Here is a 17307-nt window from a genome sequence, read left to right as displayed (position 1 = left end):
TAGATAAGCCAGTGAAGAGAGTTTCACTGGCTTTTTTTAAACGTAAAGAGAAGCTTTATTTAAGCCTAATTACTATATTTTTTTTATAAAATCATCTGATGGCTTTCTATGAAACTGATCGTAATATTTTGAACAGAAATAACTTAATTTTGTATAATTAAGTTCATAAATAATTTCAGTTAATGTCGTGTAATCGCCACTTTGCAAAAATTTATTGGCCAACATCATTTTTTCCTTTATAAAAAAATTATTTGGAGTACTGGAGAAACTTTTTTTAAACAGCATTTTGTATTTTGAAGGTGACATACCGGCCATTTCAGAAAGAAAATTAATAGAAGGAAACGGATTATAAAGGTTATCTAATAAATATGTTTTTGTTTTATTGATGGCTTCAATTTCTAATTCGCTAACCTCATTTTCAACAGCTTTTGAATTTTCATACCGATTTAAGAAATTACCCAGCAATTTTAGGGAAATACCTTTTAGATAGGAGTTAAAATTAAGATCTAATACTGATTTATCCTTTATAGACCTTATTAATAAAATGCTGTTACTATCAATATTATCATAATAATAAAGAGAATTTTTTGGAACCTTAATTTTTCGTTTGCTAAATTCTTCACTTGGATGATTTTTTAAAAAACCATTTAATAGTTTCTTATCGACCAATAGTCGCAATGCTAATATTCGTTTGTTTATTGCCGGTTTAAAAGAACTTTCTATTTTATTATCTATAATAGCAAGTCCCAGATTATGATAAGTCCCGATTTTGTAATCAATATTATTTATTTTGATCACATTCGCATGTTCACTAAGATCAAAGTGTAAAATATATAATTCATTGTCAGATTTAATCCGGTTTATTTTTACAGACTCATTCAGTATAAAATCCATAAAGAATACTGAAATACCAGGAGTAATTTGTGTAAAATAGCAATGGCCGTTACCAAGCGATTTTGGAATAACAATTATCTTATTATCAATAAGTTCGCCATTCATTTCCTGAGCTAAATGATGCTGCCATTCTGGAGTTAAACTATAGAAATGAGTAAACTTTTTCATAATGAAATGTCGTATTTAAAAAAAATAAAATTATAATTGCTTCATAAATACTTTGGGTGATAACCCAAAGTGTTCTTTAAATTTTGATGCGAAATAGGAATTATTAGTAAAATTAAGATCATCCGAAATTTGAGATATAGAAAATTGCTTACTCTCAAGAAGTTCTTTTGCGTGCAGTAATTTATTATCCATAAAAAAAGCATTGGGTGTCATTCCTGTTATTTTTTTAAATAAATTTTTAAATTTTGATTCAGACATATTAGCCATATTAGCCATAATTTGAATGCTTGGAAATGGCTCTTTGATATTTTCAATTAAAAACATTTGTGATGCTATAATTTTGTTTAAATCTGCTTGGTTTACTGTTTGAATGATAACTCTGTTGGCAGACATTTTTTTTAGAAAATTTGCGAGTAACATATGCACAGTTCCTGTTAAATTCAAATCGAAAATAGGACCGCCAACTTTAATTTTTCGCAAATTGTTTAAGATGTGAAAGCTATCACTACTCATTCTGTCAAGACGAATAATGGTATTTTTTTTAGGATCTGTTATTTTATCTACATCCCCAAGATGAATATCATTTTTTCTTATAAAGGATTTGATCATTGATTTTTTGATAAATATGCATAAAGCAAATGTTTTGCTGCCCTTTTCTACATGGTAATCAGTTTCTAAAATCCCATCGATAACTGCCAGATTATATTTCCATCGACCTATATCATTCATGAAATTATTTGAAGACAATTTTGCATCACCTTCCGTTAAATTATAGTAAATTCCGATAAAGTCATTACTTAAATTTTTCTGAATCAAATGAAGGTTTTTATGGTATTGTACATCAATATAATAGGCAACTATTCCATCGCCACAATCTAAAAAGTAGCGGGTCCCTGTTTGGATACTTTCAGGAACAATTATAAAATTTCCAACAATTTTTCCTTCTAGCTGCTGCGCAAAGGGTTTTGTCCATTTTAAGTCGGCACTATAAAAGTGTTCAATTTTTTTCACGTAAAGTGTTTTTATAAAGTTGTTTTTTTATGCAATATTTTGGTCTGCATTTAGTTGTATTTTATTTGCGTTAAAGTATTTGATTAGTTGAATTTATTTTAATTTCATCAAATAAAACTTTGACCTACATCTAAGATTTTTATTGTAGTTTCATATGATGGAATTGCTGTAAGACATTATTATTTATTTCCTGTCTTTAAAAAAAAGTCAGTTCCACTAGAAATAATAGATGTAATTATGATAATTTCTGGCTAAGTGTTTTACGATCTATTTGCAGTATTTTTGCTGCTTTACTTTTATTATTATTTACAGCATTAAGTGTTTTTATGATTTGTTCTTTCTCGAATTCTTTTAATGATTTAAAGAGAAAACTTTTTTCGGGAACATGGTATTTTAAATGTTCAGGAATATGCTCAATATTTATAATTTCGTCACTTAATATAATCATACGTTGAATAATATTTTCTAATTCTCTGACGTTTCCCGGCCAGGAATAACGAAGTAATATTTCAATAGCTTTTTCATCTATCGAAGTATTGGGTTTGTCATATTTTATACCATACTTTTTTAGAAAGCTGTTTATTAATAACATCAAGTCTTCTTTTTTATCTCTAAGAGGAGTTGTTTTTATATTAATGACGTTTATTCTATAGTATAAATCTTCTCTAAATTTTCCCTCCAAAACCATTTTGTACAAATCGCTATTGGTTGCACAAATTATTCTCACATTTATTTTTTCAACTTTTGTAGAGCCTACTTTAATAACTTCTTTTTCTTGTATTACACGCAAAAGTCTGGTTTGAACTGATAACGGTGCTGTTGCAATTTCATCCAAAAAAATAGTTCCGTTTGAGGCTGCCTGAAAAAATCCAATTTTTGATTCTGATGCTCCGGTAAAGGCTCCTTTAGCGTATCCAAAAAATTCCGATTCTATAAGATTTTCCGGAATTGCACCACAGTTTACCGATATAAAAGGCATTTTTGAAAATGCACCTTTATAATGAATTGCTTTTGCTATAAGCTCTTTTCCTGTACCGCTTTCTCCTTCTATTAATACATTAACGTTATTGTCTTTTACACGGTTTATTATTTCTACTAATTTTTCAAAGTGTTCTGAACGGCCTACAATACCAAAGTAATTATTGTTTTCTATTGACGAATTAATCCTGTTTGATAACGTTTTCGGACTTGTTTGTGCCTTCAATAAAGATTTTTTAATGGCCTTTTGAAGTTCATCACTTGAAAATGGTTTGTTTAAATAATCTAAAGCACCTGCTTTTATAGAATTTATTGCATTATCAATAGTGTTAAACCCTGTAACAACTAGTTTAGGTATTAAGGGGTAATGTTCATTAGTATATTTTAATAGTTCAATACCATCAATATCAGGCATATTGAGATCTGTAATTAATAAATGAATATCATTATATTTTAAAACATCGATGGCATCAATTACAGAAGATGCTTTGTAAGTATGATAATCAAAGGACTTTAAGTGACGCTGAATTACATCAAGCATATCATAATTATCATCGACGATAAGTATGTTTTGTTTCATTATGCTCATAATTAGTTTAAAGGTAATTTTATTATAAAAATCGATCCTGCCGGCGTATTATTTTCTATGACTATATCTCCATTATAATTTTTAACGATTCCATGAACGACACTAAGTCCAAGTCCGCAACCTTTTGTAGTTTTAGTTGTAAAAAAGGGTTCAAAAACTCTTTGTTTAATGTGATCAGGAATTCCGGTTCCCTGATCTTCTATTGCTATTATCAAATTTTCAGTGTCACTATCAATAATTGTTTTTATGGTACTTTTTTCAGGAGATGCATGTATGGCATTTATAATTAAATTAAAAAAAATTTGTGTAAGTTGAACATCATCGATCTTAGCCTGTATACTATCGTTTTTAAAAACCAGTTCGCATTTAATATTTTTTTCCTGAAAATTTTGTTTCAGGAATGACATCGCAAAATCAACAATAGGCTTGACTTCTCTAAATTGTCGTTGCTGAGGTATTTCGCAAGAAAAAAACATTAGTTTTTTTACGATTTCACGACAATAAATAACAGAGTTTATTATTGTAGCAATATCAGCATCTATTTCATGATCTTTATTACTACTCTTGATTAGTTCTGCATAACCCAATATGTTGCCCAAAGGAGTATTAAGTTCATGTGCTATTCCTGCTGTCATTTCTCCCAGAATAGAGAGTCTGTCTATTCGTTCTACCGTTCGCATTAACCGCTGTTTTTTTTCGATAGTGTTAAACTTCTCCAGATAATTACCTATTTCATATGCAATAGTATCCAACAGTTTTTGTTCTTCCTTCAAAAAATCACTAGCATTGTATTTACTTTTTGGATAATGAACCTTAATATATCCAGCAGTTTTTTTTGCGATATATATGATACTAGTTTGGTATTCAGTATGTTCAGTTAGTTCAGCTGTATATAATATATAATCGGGAACAAATAGCTCTACTATGGCATCTTTATCGTATCTCCATGCCTTTTTTGTACTCGAAATTATTTTTTGTAAAGCTTGTTTTTCTTTAGTGCGAGACCTTGCAATTATGGTTGAAACTTCATAAAGGCAAGTTAACTCTTTAACTCTTTCTTTAAGCTTTTCTTCTGTAGGAATAAGTTTCATTTATTTGTAGGAAATTATTTATAATGAATTTAAATTGATTTCAAATGTAGGCAAATATTTTAGTTAGTAGTAGTAAATAAAATTTAAATTAAACTATTTGAAAATAAACTAAATATAAATTATTGTTTAGTCTTATTCTGATATTTTAATAACTTATAAAGGTATTTTTTTGATTTTTTTTCACCGATAAAAATAGCTGTAAAATTGTAAGAAAATGATTTTATTAAAAAAACAATATTTCATTTTATGAAAACCATTTTTATATGCTTTTTGAGCAATTTGTTAAAAGTCGTATTCTGCTATTTTTATGTCTTCATTAGTAAGAGTACAGATTGTGATTGCAGTAATTTTGATTTGATTTTTTACAGAAATAAAAAATTTCCAAATACGTACAAATGCAATCATAAAAGATATGAGTAATTCTGGTTTTTTTCTGGAGTTTGAGTTGAATATAGGCGAAATTCGAAAATTAAATAAAATGTATTTTAAGAGCCTCTATAGAGAACGTGTTGTTGTTGTTTCAGGAATTCTCTTAATCTCAGCTGTTTTTTTTGATTTTTTTGATCTCAATGATGAAATAGATTATATACAATGGCTAGTACGAAATCTGATCCTTATTGTATTATTTTTTTTATTTCAGTATTCGTTTGTAAATACCATAAGTAAAGTTGTTTTTCAGTTCATTAAAAAGCTATTAAAATATAATAGGTTTAGTAAAAAGTACAAATTTAATTTTACCAATTCAAGAATCTATGTGCATTCTCCCATGGGTGAAGTTGTTCACAAGTGGAGCCAGATTGAGAAAGCAATTTTAACTAAAGATTTTTTCTTTCTGTACGTTAGGGGGCGAAATAATTATATAATTTCAATTTCAAGCAAATACAATAACGGCCGAAAAATCGATGAATTAATATCTTTTGTAGAACATAACGTAACTCATATCAATAAAATATAATTTTCTGGAAACTTTTAAATAAAAACCTTAATCTGTTCATTTTATAACGTATAGGGTTCCTTATTTAATCTCTGTCAATTTACCTTTGTATGGAATTTAAAATAATTGATTATTAGTTAGTTAGGTTGTGTTTTTAAGGATTAACAATAAGGAGAATAATTTTTTAATTACTTCTAAATAAGTTTAAAAATGGAAAAGGAAAGAGTTTTGGTTTGTGATAATAAAGGCATTTTTTTAAAGATGTTTAAAAGACGCTTTAAAAATGAATTTGATTTTTTCGAAAATTCACTTTTGTCGGAAAATGAAAATGAAGCTGCAAAATTTGATCGCTCAATATATGTTGTCTATGACAAGTCTGAATTGGTTGAGTTTTTACAACTTGAAAAAAAAGGAACTAATGTTTTGGTATGCTTGTTTAATAAACAATTATACGATAGTTTATCGTTTTTACAAGAGGTTAAAAGTTTGATATTGTTGGATAGTTCTAAGACAAGAATTGAAATTATAAAAGAGTTAAAATCTCATTTTAAAAATAAATCTGATTTGGTACCCGAAACGTCAGAAATGAAGTTTGCAGCTTCGAATATATTGTCAATAAAGTTCAATAATTTTTATAAAGCTTTATTTTTTCTTATGTAATTTTGGTTAATTATAATTCAATTTCCAATTAATGTGTTGTAGTTGGAATAAAAAAAGCAGGAATCCCATCAAGGATATCCTGCTTTTTTATACGAAATAATCTCAAAAAGAAGTTATTTCATTTTATATATTTCTGAACCCGCCAGTAAAAAACAGCCTAATCCGTAATCTTCAAAATCAGGAATTTTATCATAAGATAAAGGTTGGCCGTCCTTTGGTTCTTTTCCAGTAGATTGCAAATACCCTAAAAAGCCATTGGTGTGTAAACTTTCAGTTGTCATCGCATTCCATGCTTTTTGAACAACAGGAAGGTACGTTTCTTTTTTGAGAATCCCGCTGTTGATTCCGTATGCTATTGCGTAAACAAATAATGCTGTACCTGAAGTTTCTTTTTCTCCAAAATTAGTGGGATCATGTAAACTTACATTCCAGAAACCATCAGCTCTCTGGATAGGAACCAGGGCTGCTGCCATAGCTTTTAAATCTTTTACATATTGCGCTCTGTGAGGTGCGTTTTCAGGAATAATAGAAAGCACTTTGGCCAAAGCCCCAATTACCCATCCATTTCCGCGGCTCCAGTAGCAATCTTCTCCGTTTGGTTCTTTGTACGGAGGATCAAAATCGGCATCGCGCCACCATAAACCATCTTTAGGATTATAAAGTCCGTGATCTCCATGTTTGTCACGCGAGTACATATACATTTGATACATTTTTTCGAAATAGCGATTGTCTTTTTCTAAAACGCCTAATTTCGCAAAAACCGGCATTCCCATTTGTATAGCATCAATCCACGACCAGTCATCTAATTGAGGTGTATTCAAGAGCATGTTCATATTTGTTTTTGTATTCTTCAGTTTTTTGGCATCCGGCTCCAGATTATACAAATCGATGTAGGTTTGTGCCGCACAATAGTTATCGGCATTTCGGGTAGTATTTCCGCCATTAAAACCCCATTTGTGAAATTCAGACCAGGCATAAGCATAATCGTAATAAGCTTCTTTAGGGTAAATTTCATGTAGCGCCATAAGTCCTTCATAATACACTCCGCGCGTCCAGATATTACTTGGGCGTTCTTTATTGGTAATTATTGTTTTGCCGGTTTCAGGCCATTTTTGCATAAAATAATCATTGGCAAGTATCATTTGTTTTAATACTAATTTTTTATCAAATGCTTGTTGTGCGTTTGCCGAGTTAGTGTATGAAAGGCATATAGCGAAAAATAAAAGTAATTTTTTCATTTTTAATATTCGTTATTTAATAATTAGTTTTCTTGTTTTAATGGCGTAATCGTAACAGGGCCTAATAATCCCGAAGGCATAAGTTCCCATTTTGTGGCATCAAATTTTTTATAATCTTTATCGACCATGTTAATTTCATAAAAAATCTTCCATTCTTCGCCTTTTAGTTCTTTATCCCTGATTCTGTTGGCAGAGAGATTTGTAACCTGAACCTTTAGTATATTTTTTCCTGGTTTTAGTTTTTTAATGTGCAATTGATAAGGAACAGACCATGCCGTACCTATAAATTCATCATTTAGCCAGACTTTGGCACTTTCGCGGACATCTCCCAAATTGAGACTCCATTGATCTGCTTTAGAATTGGGTTTGTCAAATTCTAAAGTATAAGTTGCCGTTCCGGAAAACGCAGCTGCATCAGGACTTAATTTAGTCCAGGATTCTAAAGTAGATACTGTTGCATTTGCAGGAAGCTCCGGACCACCTTTGTCAAAGGCTATTTTCCAGTTTCCTTTTAAAGAAATGGCATTAGCAACAGGCTCATAATATTGCCATTTTTTTTGTGACGCCGTATTTTCTGTTTTTAAAAAATAAGATTGTCCCGGTTCTATTTTAAGTTTAACCAGTGTTGTATTGGTATTTTTAGTAACAATAGCATTACCGTAAGCTCTGGTTAACGGATCAAAAATAATAACTTCTTTATTGCCGATTTGCAGCGGAATAAAAGTATCTATGGTTTGTGGGGTATGATTGACCAAGAAATAAATTTTTTCACCATCAATATCTCTTCTTGTATATTTTAAACCTGTTTCTACAAGTTTTTCAGGGTACAGTTGTACATTTTCCAGAGCTTTAAAAATGTCTGAGGCACGCTGTATTAAAGCTGCATTTGCTGTTAAAAGATTTTGAAGGTTTTCCTCCTGTTTCTTAAAATCGTTGAATCCGGGAACCGATTCAGGTAATCCTTCAAATATAATAGATCCACCAGCCTTTTTAAGTTCAATTAGTTTTTGCAAAGTAGCAAGAGGCATTTTTTTACAAGATGGAATAATAAGCGATTTAAAACTGCCGCCGGGTAAAACAATTTTTCCGTTGATTACTTTTGCATCTGCTATAAAATTATCAGAGATAAAATCTACGCCATATCCTTTTTTTATTAAACTTTTGGTAGTGTCATAAAACGAGGTATCGTACAGCCATTCTGATAAAGAATGTATTTTGAACTGAAAGAATAAATTGCCTTTTTGATATTTGTCCCAAGTATCAAAAATAGGCCAGTAAAGCAGGATTTCATTATCAGATTTTCCTTGTTGTAACAATGACTGGCAATTTGATATGTAGGAGAACAAAGCTGGAGCATCTTCCCAAATACTGTTATTAGAATTGAAATTTACCGAAGCATAAAATTGCCATCCCGGCCATGCAGCTCTGGTTGGCGAATAGGTCGACCCATGAAGAAAAACATGATTGACTCCGTTGAGCATTAAATCTTCGACCTCAGGCTTACATTGCGATAATGCTGTTTTAAAATGTTCCCTAAGCCAGGTAAAAGTCTCGGAAGAAACCAGATTTTTACCTGAAATATGAGCGGCAGATGACGAAAATTTCAACATCACCGGATCAGCATCACCTTCACGAATATCCTCTTTTTCACGTCTGAAACCCGGAATGTCAAATGGCATAGAGCCAAAAGTTTCACATTCCGGAATATCCGCGGAAGCATACAAATCAATAAGATTTCCGGGAGATCCATGCGCCTGAAGTTTGGTTTTAAAGTTTTTAGAATGCGCCCATTTAGTCCATGATTTATCAAATTTATTCAATAACAAATCGCCAATTGTTTGCCTGTAATCACTTCTTATTCTGTTACCCGCTTCATTATCAGTTTCATTTAGTAAAAGAGGTAATTGTTTTTTAAGATCATATCCACGTAAGGCTTTAAATTCTTCAAAGAAATTAGGTGTAAAATCAGTTCCGTATACCTCAAAACTATCATTAAAAATGGCTCTTATTTTTCCTTCACGACCTTTAAAAGCAGTATTAAAAGGAACTACATATGCATTTAGTGCTTCTTCAGAATAATGATCTAAAGTATATCCTTTGCCGCCCGGCGCAGCTCTTTTTACTTCCTGTCCTGTTTTTCCAATAAAAACGGCATAAATCGTATAATCAGTTTTATGGGCTTTCCATTTCAGTTTATTAGGTTTTGATAAGTTGGGTAAAGCAACAGGATTTCCTTCAATTCCTTTATCTTTAGTATTAACTTTATTCTTTTTAAGCTGATCTGTTAAATTAATATAAGTGCCATCGCTTGCATAGGCTACAACATATAAAAGTTCAGCAGGTACTTTTTCTTTACTGTTGGTGACAACAATATTTTTATCGAAAGTTTCATTCTTCTTAATCGAATATTTCTCTACAATTAGTTTTGAGGCAGCGTAAGGCAATGTTACATGAGAACCTCCGTAAGGCCAGCCCGTTCCCAATACCATATCAACTTGCATATGCAGACTATCGGCAATATGAATAGTGTAATCTAACATCTCCATCCATTTAGGCGAAAGATAATCGATAAAATTATTTTCTTCTCCTTTTACACCGTAGATAGGTGTAATCTCAACACCACCAATTCCTGCTTTATAAAAGTCTGTTAGACTCTTTTTGAGGTTGGGTTTATCTACAGCACTTCCCATCCACCACCAACGTGCCCAGGGCTGATTGATATTAGTAGATTTTGGCCAGGGAGAACCTGATGTTTCTTGCGCAAAAGTGCTAAGAGCGCCGCAAAAGAATAGGGTAATAAGTAGATTGGATTTGGTTATTTTCATTATTTACTCAAAAAGTTTTAGTGGTTACTAAATTAATCACTTCACATCGTTAAAAAATCATACAGCACAATTTTTCAGCAGTAGTAATGAAGTAAAAGTATTAGTAACCCATCAAAAGGCTATCCTGTAGCATCCTGTTTTTAGTAATTATATTAAAAAACGGAATGTTTAAACAATGTAGTTACTTATTTTGTTATTCTTTATTTTTTATATAAATAAATACCAAATAATAAAAAATATTTTAATTAAATTTTTGATATCATATTTATTAATCTTTCATTTTTTTTAAAGATTGTAAATCAGTCAGTTGTGCGATTTTTGTCTTAAAAAAAGTATAAAAAGGCTATAAGGTACTGAAATCTAACAGGATACTACAGGATGCCACGGCAACTAGTTCTGGATAAATTTGAAAAAACTATTAAACTAACCAAAATTTAACTTTTATGAAAAACAAGCTTAATCTTTTGCTGATTATGGCCTTCTTTGCTTTATTGCATACGTCGGCTTATGCGCAAGAAAAAACGGTTACAGGAACAGTTACTGATCCGTCTAAACTCTCCATTCCGGGAGCTAACGTAATCGTTAAGGGAACCAATAGAGGAGCTAGTACTGATTTTGATGGGAAATTCACCATAAAAGTTTCTGAAGGAGAAACTTTGGTTTTTTCTTTCGTAGGATTTTTAAAGAAAGAACTAAAAATTGGAGCTTCAACTACTTATAATGTTTCTTTAGATGCAGAGAGTTCAAACTTAAATGAAGTAGTAGTTATTGGTTACGGAACCCAAAAGAAAAAATTAACTACAGGAGCCATTTCAGGAATTAAAACAGAAAACTTTACAGAACGACCAATTTCCAGAATCGATCAGGGTTTAATAGGGCAGGTAGCCGGGGTGCGTGTAAAACAAACAACAGGTTTACCAGGGCAGCCTTTTAGTATCGAAATTAGGGGAGCAGGATCTATTACGGCCGGAAACGAACCTTTGTATGTGGTAGATGGATTTCCTATTTACACCGAAGGATCCAACAGCAACGGAGGATTTTCAAGCGGAAGCCCACTAGATAATATGAACCCAAATGATGTAGAATCGATCGAAGTATTAAAAGATGCAGCAGCAGCTTCTATTTACGGATCAAGAGCTTCGAACGGAGTTGTTTTGATTACAACAAAAAAGGGAAAAAAAGGAAAAACAAAATTTACTTTTAATATGTATGGCGGTGTAAACAAAGAAGCCAACAGGGTAGATATGTTATCAGCTCAGGGATGGATCGACAGGGCTAAAACCATGATCGATTCTCAATGGGTAGGATCAGGAATTACAGGTGCTTCTGCAAGCCAGAACAATGCGGAAAGAATTGCAGCTTATAATGCAAAAAATCCAACTGCGCCTCTTAACACAGCTAATACAAGATATTATACTTATTTGTATGATGAAAGATGGGATATTCCTGGACATCCTGGATTAGATTATATCGACTGGCAGGATAAAGTTTTCCGTACAGGAGAATTCAATAACTATCAATTATCGGCTTCCGGAGCGACTGATGTTGTTAATTATTATGTATCTGCCAATTACCAAAAAAATTCAGGATATATTGTTGGTACAGATTACACCTTATTTTCTGCAAGAGCCAACGTTGATTTTAAATTATCAGAAAATTTTAAGACAGGAATAAATATTGCGCCTTCATACTCCATCAAAAATGATCCGGGAGTAGAAGGAAAAGACAATACCTTATTTAAAGCCCTTGTAGCAACACCGGTTTTTGAAAGCGCCTCCAATGCGGCAGGAGAAAAATATACAACCAGATATGCGTGGGGAAGTAGTACGACCAATATGCTTAATGCATTGGCCAGAACAGGAAAAAACTCCATGTACAGAACCTTGATTTCTACCTATGCAAGTTATCAGTTTGCTAAAGGGTTTACCTGGAAGACAACATTAAATTTCGATAACTCAGATAATACAACCGAAAGTTACACACCAAATGATGTTCAGGCAAGTATTAGAGGAGCATATAACACATATAGAAGACAAAACTTAGTTAATGAAAATACCTTAAACTGGGACAAATCATTTGGAGATCATAATTTTAATGTGCTTTTAGGCCAATCGTTTAGTTCATATGAAATAATGAGATCAAATTTATCTTCAGGAGCACTTTATAATAGTTCAACTGTCGAGACATTGCCAACGGGATCTTTAGGATCGACCAATGCAGAAAAAAGTACATTACTTTCTTATTTTGCAAGATTGCAGTACAACTACAAAGAAAAATACATTTTATCTGCAAGTGTAAGACGTGATGGTTCTTCAAAATTTGGATCAGATAAACAATGGGGAGTTTTTCCTTCGCTATCATTAGCTTGGAGAGTAAAACAAGAAGAGTTTTTACAAAAAGTAGACTGGCTTAGTGACTTAAAACTAAGAGCCAGCGGAGGACTTAACGGAAGTAACAATATTGGCAGTTATGCATCTTACGCAACATTGGCGACTTATAATTATTCTATTGGAGGTGCAGCTGCAATTGGTCAGGGAGCATCATCGATAGCAAACCCATCATTGCACTGGGAAGAATCAAGAAGTGTCGATTTCGGATTGGATTTTGGAATTCTAAAAAACAGAGTAACAGGAACATTCGAAGTATACAGAAAAAATAATAGCGAATTATTATTAAGAGTGCCTATCGTTGGGGCAACCGGATTTACAAGTTATTTGACCAATGTTGGAGAAGTACAAAATCAGGGTTGGGAATTTGAATTGAGTTCTTTAAACGTGAAAACACCAAGTTTTGAATGGAGAACTTCGGCCAATATAAGCCATAACGAAAACAAAGTTTTGGCGCTTGGACCTGGCCAGAGTAAAATTGAAATTAGTAATGCCTATGATGGTGGAGTTCCTTTTGTAAAATTAGAAGTTGGAAAACCAATGTATACGATTTTTGGATTACAGCAAAACGGAGTAGTGAGTCAGGCAGATATTGATGCAGGAGGAACTACAATTGGAGGTAATAAATTAGTTTTGGGAGATCCACGATATATTGATCAGAACGGAGATAAAAAAATCAATTCAGATGACCGTGTAGATTTGGGTAATCCAACTCCAAAATATACCTGGGGAATCACCAATACCTTCAAATATAAAGATATTGATATAAATATATTAGTTCAGGGACAAAACGGAGGAACAGTTTACGGATTAACAGGAAGAGCGATTGACCGTACCGGAATGGGATCTGTTGAAAATTCATTAAACGTAGATCCTTCGGTAAGAGGAAACTGGAGAACATCTTTTGGATATCAGGCCAATTCAGACTGGTTGTACAAATCAGATTATGTGAGTGTTCGCAACATTACAATTGGGTATAACCTAAGACAAGCCATTAAGGGCTTAAGCAGAATCGATAATATGAGACTTTATGTAACCGGAGAAAACTGGTTCTACTGGAACAAATATAAAGTAGGTTTTAATCCTGAGGCAGTAAATACATCAGCGAGTTCAAACAGCGATTTTTCTGTACCGGTAGATTATGGCGGAGCTCCTTTGGCAAAATCTTTAGTGATAGGACTTAACATTAATTTTAATTAAAATAAAATGAAAAAATATATTTATTTACTCACAGTAATAATGGCAATAACGTCCTGCACGGATGAATTGAATCAATTGCCTTTATCTCAGGGAACCATTGAGAATTTCTATGCCACACCTGGGGATTTTGTTCAGGCCAGAAATGCAACGTATTCTGTGGCTTTTCACGGAATGGGAACGTATGGTTATGCCAACAGAGTCCTGAATTTAAGCGAGGTAAGGTCAGATAATTTGCTGGCTACAACCCAAGCGTCAAGAGATTGGGAAGGAATTAATAGTTTCTATACTTCGATAAGTTCGAACACTTACGTGAAAGAAGCGTATTTGAGTAATTACAACGCTATTAATAAAGCCAATCAGTTATTAGAAAAAATAGCCGAAAAAGGAGATCAGATTTTTACCAATCCGGCTGAGAAAGCTTCTATGATTGCCGAGACCCGTTTTCTTAGAGCATTCTGTTATTTTGATTTGATAAGATGGTTTGGAAGAGTGCCATTATTAGAAAAAACAATGACAGCGACCGAAGCTGCAAAAATACCAAGAACGCCGGTTGTAGATGTTTATAAACTGATCATAGCAGATCTTGAACAAGCTATTCCGGATTTGGCACCAACATACGACGCAGCGAATTTTGGTCGTGTTACTAAATACGGAGCAAAAGCATTATTAGGTCTTGTATACATGACCCGCTCAAGCCCAACATATAGTATTGATGGCGCTACATTGGGATTAAACGAATGGGACAAAGCCTATCAGCAATTAAATGATATTAAGTTAAGTGGTTTATATACCTTTAATACAGATTACGAACCCATTTTTAAAGTAGAAGGAATTACCAATAAAGAAAATGTATTAACAATTCCGTATACTCAAAGTTTGCCGCTGGCCGTTGGAGGTAATTTTATGGTAGAATTAGGTTACGAGCCTTATTTTGCTTCGGTAAATTTATCAGCGCAGGGAGCTTTGGAGGCAAAACCAATTTCAACCGGATTTTTGAATTTGTTTGAAGCAACAGACAAAAGAAAAATTTACGGAATTGCAACCAGTTATACAGTTGCTACCGGAACCTATAAAGGAAGTTATACGTTGCCTGTTTTCAAAAAATACATTGATGCTGCCAGATACGGAAACGGTCGTGAAGACTGGGGTGTCGATTTTATGGTAACACGTTATACAGATGTATTGATGTTGATGGCCGAATGTACGCTTCACGGTGGTGGCGGATCACAGGCAGAAGTAGATGATATTGTAAATAAAGTAAGAACAAGAGCAGGTGTTGCGGCAAATGCATCTAATATTACTTTGGATGATTTGTTTACAGAAAGAAGAAAAGAATTTTTCTCTGAAGGGACAAGATGGTTTGACCTTATCAGATCAGGGAAAGCAGTAACTACAATGAACGCCTGGAAAGCGGCAGAAGATACCGAAGGAAAAATTAGAACAATCGATAACAATTCATTGTTGTATCCAATTCCGTTATCAGAAATTTTAGCCGTTCCTGGGCTTTACGATCAAAATCCGGGTTACGATTAAGAAAAATTTGCTCCAATTTTTTTATTTTTTTTAAAGAAGTTGTCTTTTTTTAGACGACTTCTTTTTTATTTAAAATAAACAGGAAAGCACAGGATAGATTCACCGTTTAACTGTTTTAAATTTAAAGTTTTAGTATCTAAAAATATTCTAATGATTTACCTAAAAAGACTTCTCTTAATTCTACTGGTTTTTAGTGCAAAATGCTCCGTATTGGCGCAGGTTAAATTGCCCGCTTTAGTAGCTGATAATATGGTTTTACAGCAAAATACAAAAGTTAATTTGTGGGGATGGGCAGCTCCAAACGAAAAAATAACCATTCATTTAGGATGGAATAATCTTCCCGTTGAAGTTGTGGCGGATGCTGCTGGAAACTGGAAAACAGCAGTAAACACACCAAACGGAAGTGACAAAGCTTATGATATTACCATCAATGCATCAAATAATATCTCTCTAAGAAATATTCTAATCGGCGAAGTCTGGCTTTGTTCCGGTCAGTCGAATATGTTTTTTCCTGTGGGAAGAGAAGATAAAACCTGGAAAACCGGAGTTAAAAATTATGAAGAAGAAGTAAAAAACGCCTCTTTTCCTAATATCAGATTGTTTACCGTTGCCGTAAATGCTGCGCAGACACCACTTGAAGATGTTACCGGAAGCTGGAAAGTGTGTACGCCCGAAAGTATTCAGACATTCTCTGCCGTAGCCTATTTCTTTGGCAGGGATTTATATCAAAAACTAAATGTACCTATCGGGTTAATCTCGACTTCATGGGGAGGAACAAAAGCAGAAGCGTGGACAGCGCAAAGCGTTTTAGAACAAGATGTTGCCTTTTTGCCCATTTTGCAGGAAGACGCAAAAAACGAAAAAGCATATCAGGAAAAACTTGAAAACTATTATTTAAATCTTACCAACGAACGAATTGCAGCTGCTCAAAACGCCGAGAAAGGACAATTAAAAAAGCCTAAAAAAGAAGCCAACAAAACCTCATATGTATTGTACAATGCAATGCTTCACCCAATAGTTAATTATACTATAAAAGGCGCTATTTGGTATCAGGGCGAAAGTAATTCAGGAAAAGCCTATTTATACCGATCTTTATTTCCTGCCATGGTAAAAAGCTGGAGAGAAGAATGGAAACAAGGAGATTTCCCTTTTTATTATGTACAAATTACACCTCACAAAGGACAAAATGCCGAAATACGCGAAGCACAATTAATGTCCTTAAAAACAATCCCAAATAGCGGAATGGTTGTGACAACAGATGTTGGAGACGCCAATAATATTCACCCAATAGACAAACAAACCGTGGGTTACAGACTCGCTTTAATTGCACGCGCTAAAACCTATGGAGAAAATAAACTGGTGTATTCAGGACCTATTTTTAACCAAATGAAAATTAAGAAACAAAAAGCACAACTGTTTTTTGATTACGCCGAATCAGGTTTAAAGCAAAATGGAGACGATCTAAAAGAATTCGAAATAGCAGGAAACGATCAGGTTTTTTATCCGGCCGATGCCAAAATTGAAGGCAAAAAAATTGTAGTTTCTTCTTCGAAAGTAAAAGAACCCGTTGCTGTTCGTTTTGCCTGGAAAGCCATTCCGGAACCTAATTTATTTAATAAAGAAAATTTACCTGCTTCACCTTTTAGAACAGATGATTGGGAAATTAAAACAGATAAAAAATAGGTTTAGTGCTTTGAAGCTTTGTCAAAGTTTTAAACTTTGACAAAGTTTGTATAGTATGCCATTTTGAGAACCGCATCAACATTACTAAGATTTAACAAAGTTACCATAAAGTTTGT

The 17307-nt window shown here is 33.0% G+C and carries 11 protein-coding genes; 5 read left to right on the top strand and 6 right to left on the bottom strand.

Annotation, left to right across the window (positions count from 1 at the left end):
• Positions 1–72 precede the first annotated feature (72 nt).
• The 4 genes from FLP_RS08130 to FLP_RS08115 form a co-directional block, all read right to left on the bottom strand.
• Positions 73–1062: a helix-turn-helix domain-containing protein gene (locus FLP_RS08130; RefSeq protein ID WP_065449019.1), complete on the bottom strand. Its 990-nt coding sequence runs from the start codon at positions 1060–1062 to the stop codon at positions 73–75.
• A gap of 30 nt (positions 1063–1092) precedes the next feature.
• The gene (locus FLP_RS08125; RefSeq protein WP_065449018.1) at positions 1093–2073 is read right to left on the bottom strand and encodes a helix-turn-helix domain-containing protein; all 981 of its coding nucleotides are present in this window, start codon (positions 2071–2073) and stop codon (positions 1093–1095) included.
• A gap of 235 nt (positions 2074–2308) precedes the next feature.
• On the bottom strand, positions 2309–3631 hold the full coding sequence (locus FLP_RS08120; protein ID WP_317044545.1) for a sigma-54-dependent transcriptional regulator: 1323 nt from the start codon (positions 3629–3631) through the stop codon (positions 2309–2311).
• A gap of 11 nt (positions 3632–3642) precedes the next feature.
• The gene (locus FLP_RS08115; protein WP_065449016.1) at positions 3643–4731 is read right to left on the bottom strand and encodes a sensor histidine kinase; all 1089 of its coding nucleotides are present in this window, start codon (positions 4729–4731) and stop codon (positions 3643–3645) included.
• A gap of 412 nt (positions 4732–5143) precedes the next feature.
• On the opposite strand from FLP_RS08115, the gene FLP_RS08110 reads away from it, so the two are divergent.
• The gene (locus FLP_RS08110; protein WP_065449015.1) at positions 5144–5686 is read left to right on the top strand and encodes a YcxB family protein; all 543 of its coding nucleotides are present in this window, start codon (positions 5144–5146) and stop codon (positions 5684–5686) included.
• 189 nt (positions 5687–5875) lie between these two features.
• Positions 5876–6325 (top strand): hypothetical protein, encoded by a 450-nt coding sequence (locus FLP_RS08105; RefSeq protein ID WP_065449014.1) that lies wholly within the window; start codon positions 5876–5878, stop codon positions 6323–6325.
• A 113-nt stretch (positions 6326–6438) separates the two neighbouring features.
• Here the strand turns inward: FLP_RS08105 and FLP_RS08100 are convergent, their stop codons facing one another.
• Positions 6439–7563, bottom strand: a complete 1125-nt coding sequence (locus FLP_RS08100) for a glycoside hydrolase family 88/105 protein (RefSeq protein WP_083195827.1) — start codon at positions 7561–7563, stop codon at positions 6439–6441.
• A 23-nt stretch (positions 7564–7586) separates the two neighbouring features.
• A complete protein-coding gene (locus tag FLP_RS08095; protein WP_065449012.1) occupies positions 7587–10388 on the bottom strand; it encodes a glycosyl hydrolase in 2802 nt (933 codons plus the stop codon).
• 443 nt (positions 10389–10831) lie between these two features.
• On the opposite strand from FLP_RS08095, the gene FLP_RS08090 reads away from it, so the two are divergent.
• The 3 genes from FLP_RS08090 (at position 10832) to FLP_RS08080 (ending at position 17191) form a co-directional block, all read left to right on the top strand.
• Positions 10832–13975 carry a SusC/RagA family TonB-linked outer membrane protein gene (locus FLP_RS08090; RefSeq protein WP_065449011.1) on the top strand — a complete coding sequence of 1048 codons (3144 nt, stop codon included), beginning with the start codon at positions 10832–10834 and terminating at the stop codon, positions 13973–13975.
• A gap of 6 nt (positions 13976–13981) precedes the next feature.
• Complete coding sequence (locus FLP_RS08085; RefSeq protein WP_065449010.1) at positions 13982–15508, top strand: RagB/SusD family nutrient uptake outer membrane protein; 1527 nt, start codon at positions 13982–13984, stop codon at positions 15506–15508.
• Positions 15509–15658: 150 nt separating this feature from the next.
• On the top strand, positions 15659–17191 hold the full coding sequence (locus tag FLP_RS08080; RefSeq protein WP_065449009.1) for a sialate O-acetylesterase: 1533 nt from the start codon (positions 15659–15661) through the stop codon (positions 17189–17191).
• Positions 17192–17307: the final 116 nt, after the last annotated feature.

The sequence above is a fragment of the Flavobacterium piscis genome (genome assembly GCF_001686925.1).
GTDB lineage: Bacteria > Bacteroidota > Bacteroidia > Flavobacteriales > Flavobacteriaceae > Flavobacterium > Flavobacterium piscis.
This window is presented reverse-complemented; position numbering and strand designations above follow the sequence as displayed.

Coding starts and splice junctions, on each gene's coding strand:
- FLP_RS08130 (WP_065449019.1), bottom strand. CDS start 1,062: ATGAAAAAGTTTACTCATTTCTATAGTTTAACTCCAGAATGGCAGCAT.
- FLP_RS08120 (WP_317044545.1), bottom strand. CDS start 3,631: ATGAAACAAAACATACTTATCGTCGATGATAATTATGATATGCTTGAT.
- FLP_RS08115 (WP_065449016.1), bottom strand. CDS start 4,731: ATGAAACTTATTCCTACAGAAGAAAAGCTTAAAGAAAGAGTTAAAGAG.
- FLP_RS08110 (WP_065449015.1), top strand. CDS start 5,144: ATGAGTAATTCTGGTTTTTTTCTGGAGTTTGAGTTGAATATAGGCGAA.
- FLP_RS08105 (WP_065449014.1), top strand. CDS start 5,876: ATGGAAAAGGAAAGAGTTTTGGTTTGTGATAATAAAGGCATTTTTTTA.
- FLP_RS08100 (WP_083195827.1), bottom strand. CDS start 7,563: ATGAAAAAATTACTTTTATTTTTCGCTATATGCCTTTCATACACTAAC.
- FLP_RS08095 (WP_065449012.1), bottom strand. CDS start 10,388: ATGAAAATAACCAAATCCAATCTACTTATTACCCTATTCTTTTGCGGC.
- FLP_RS08090 (WP_065449011.1), top strand. CDS start 10,832: ATGAAAAACAAGCTTAATCTTTTGCTGATTATGGCCTTCTTTGCTTTA.
- FLP_RS08085 (WP_065449010.1), top strand. CDS start 13,982: ATGAAAAAATATATTTATTTACTCACAGTAATAATGGCAATAACGTCC.
- FLP_RS08080 (WP_065449009.1), top strand. CDS start 15,659: ATGATTTACCTAAAAAGACTTCTCTTAATTCTACTGGTTTTTAGTGCA.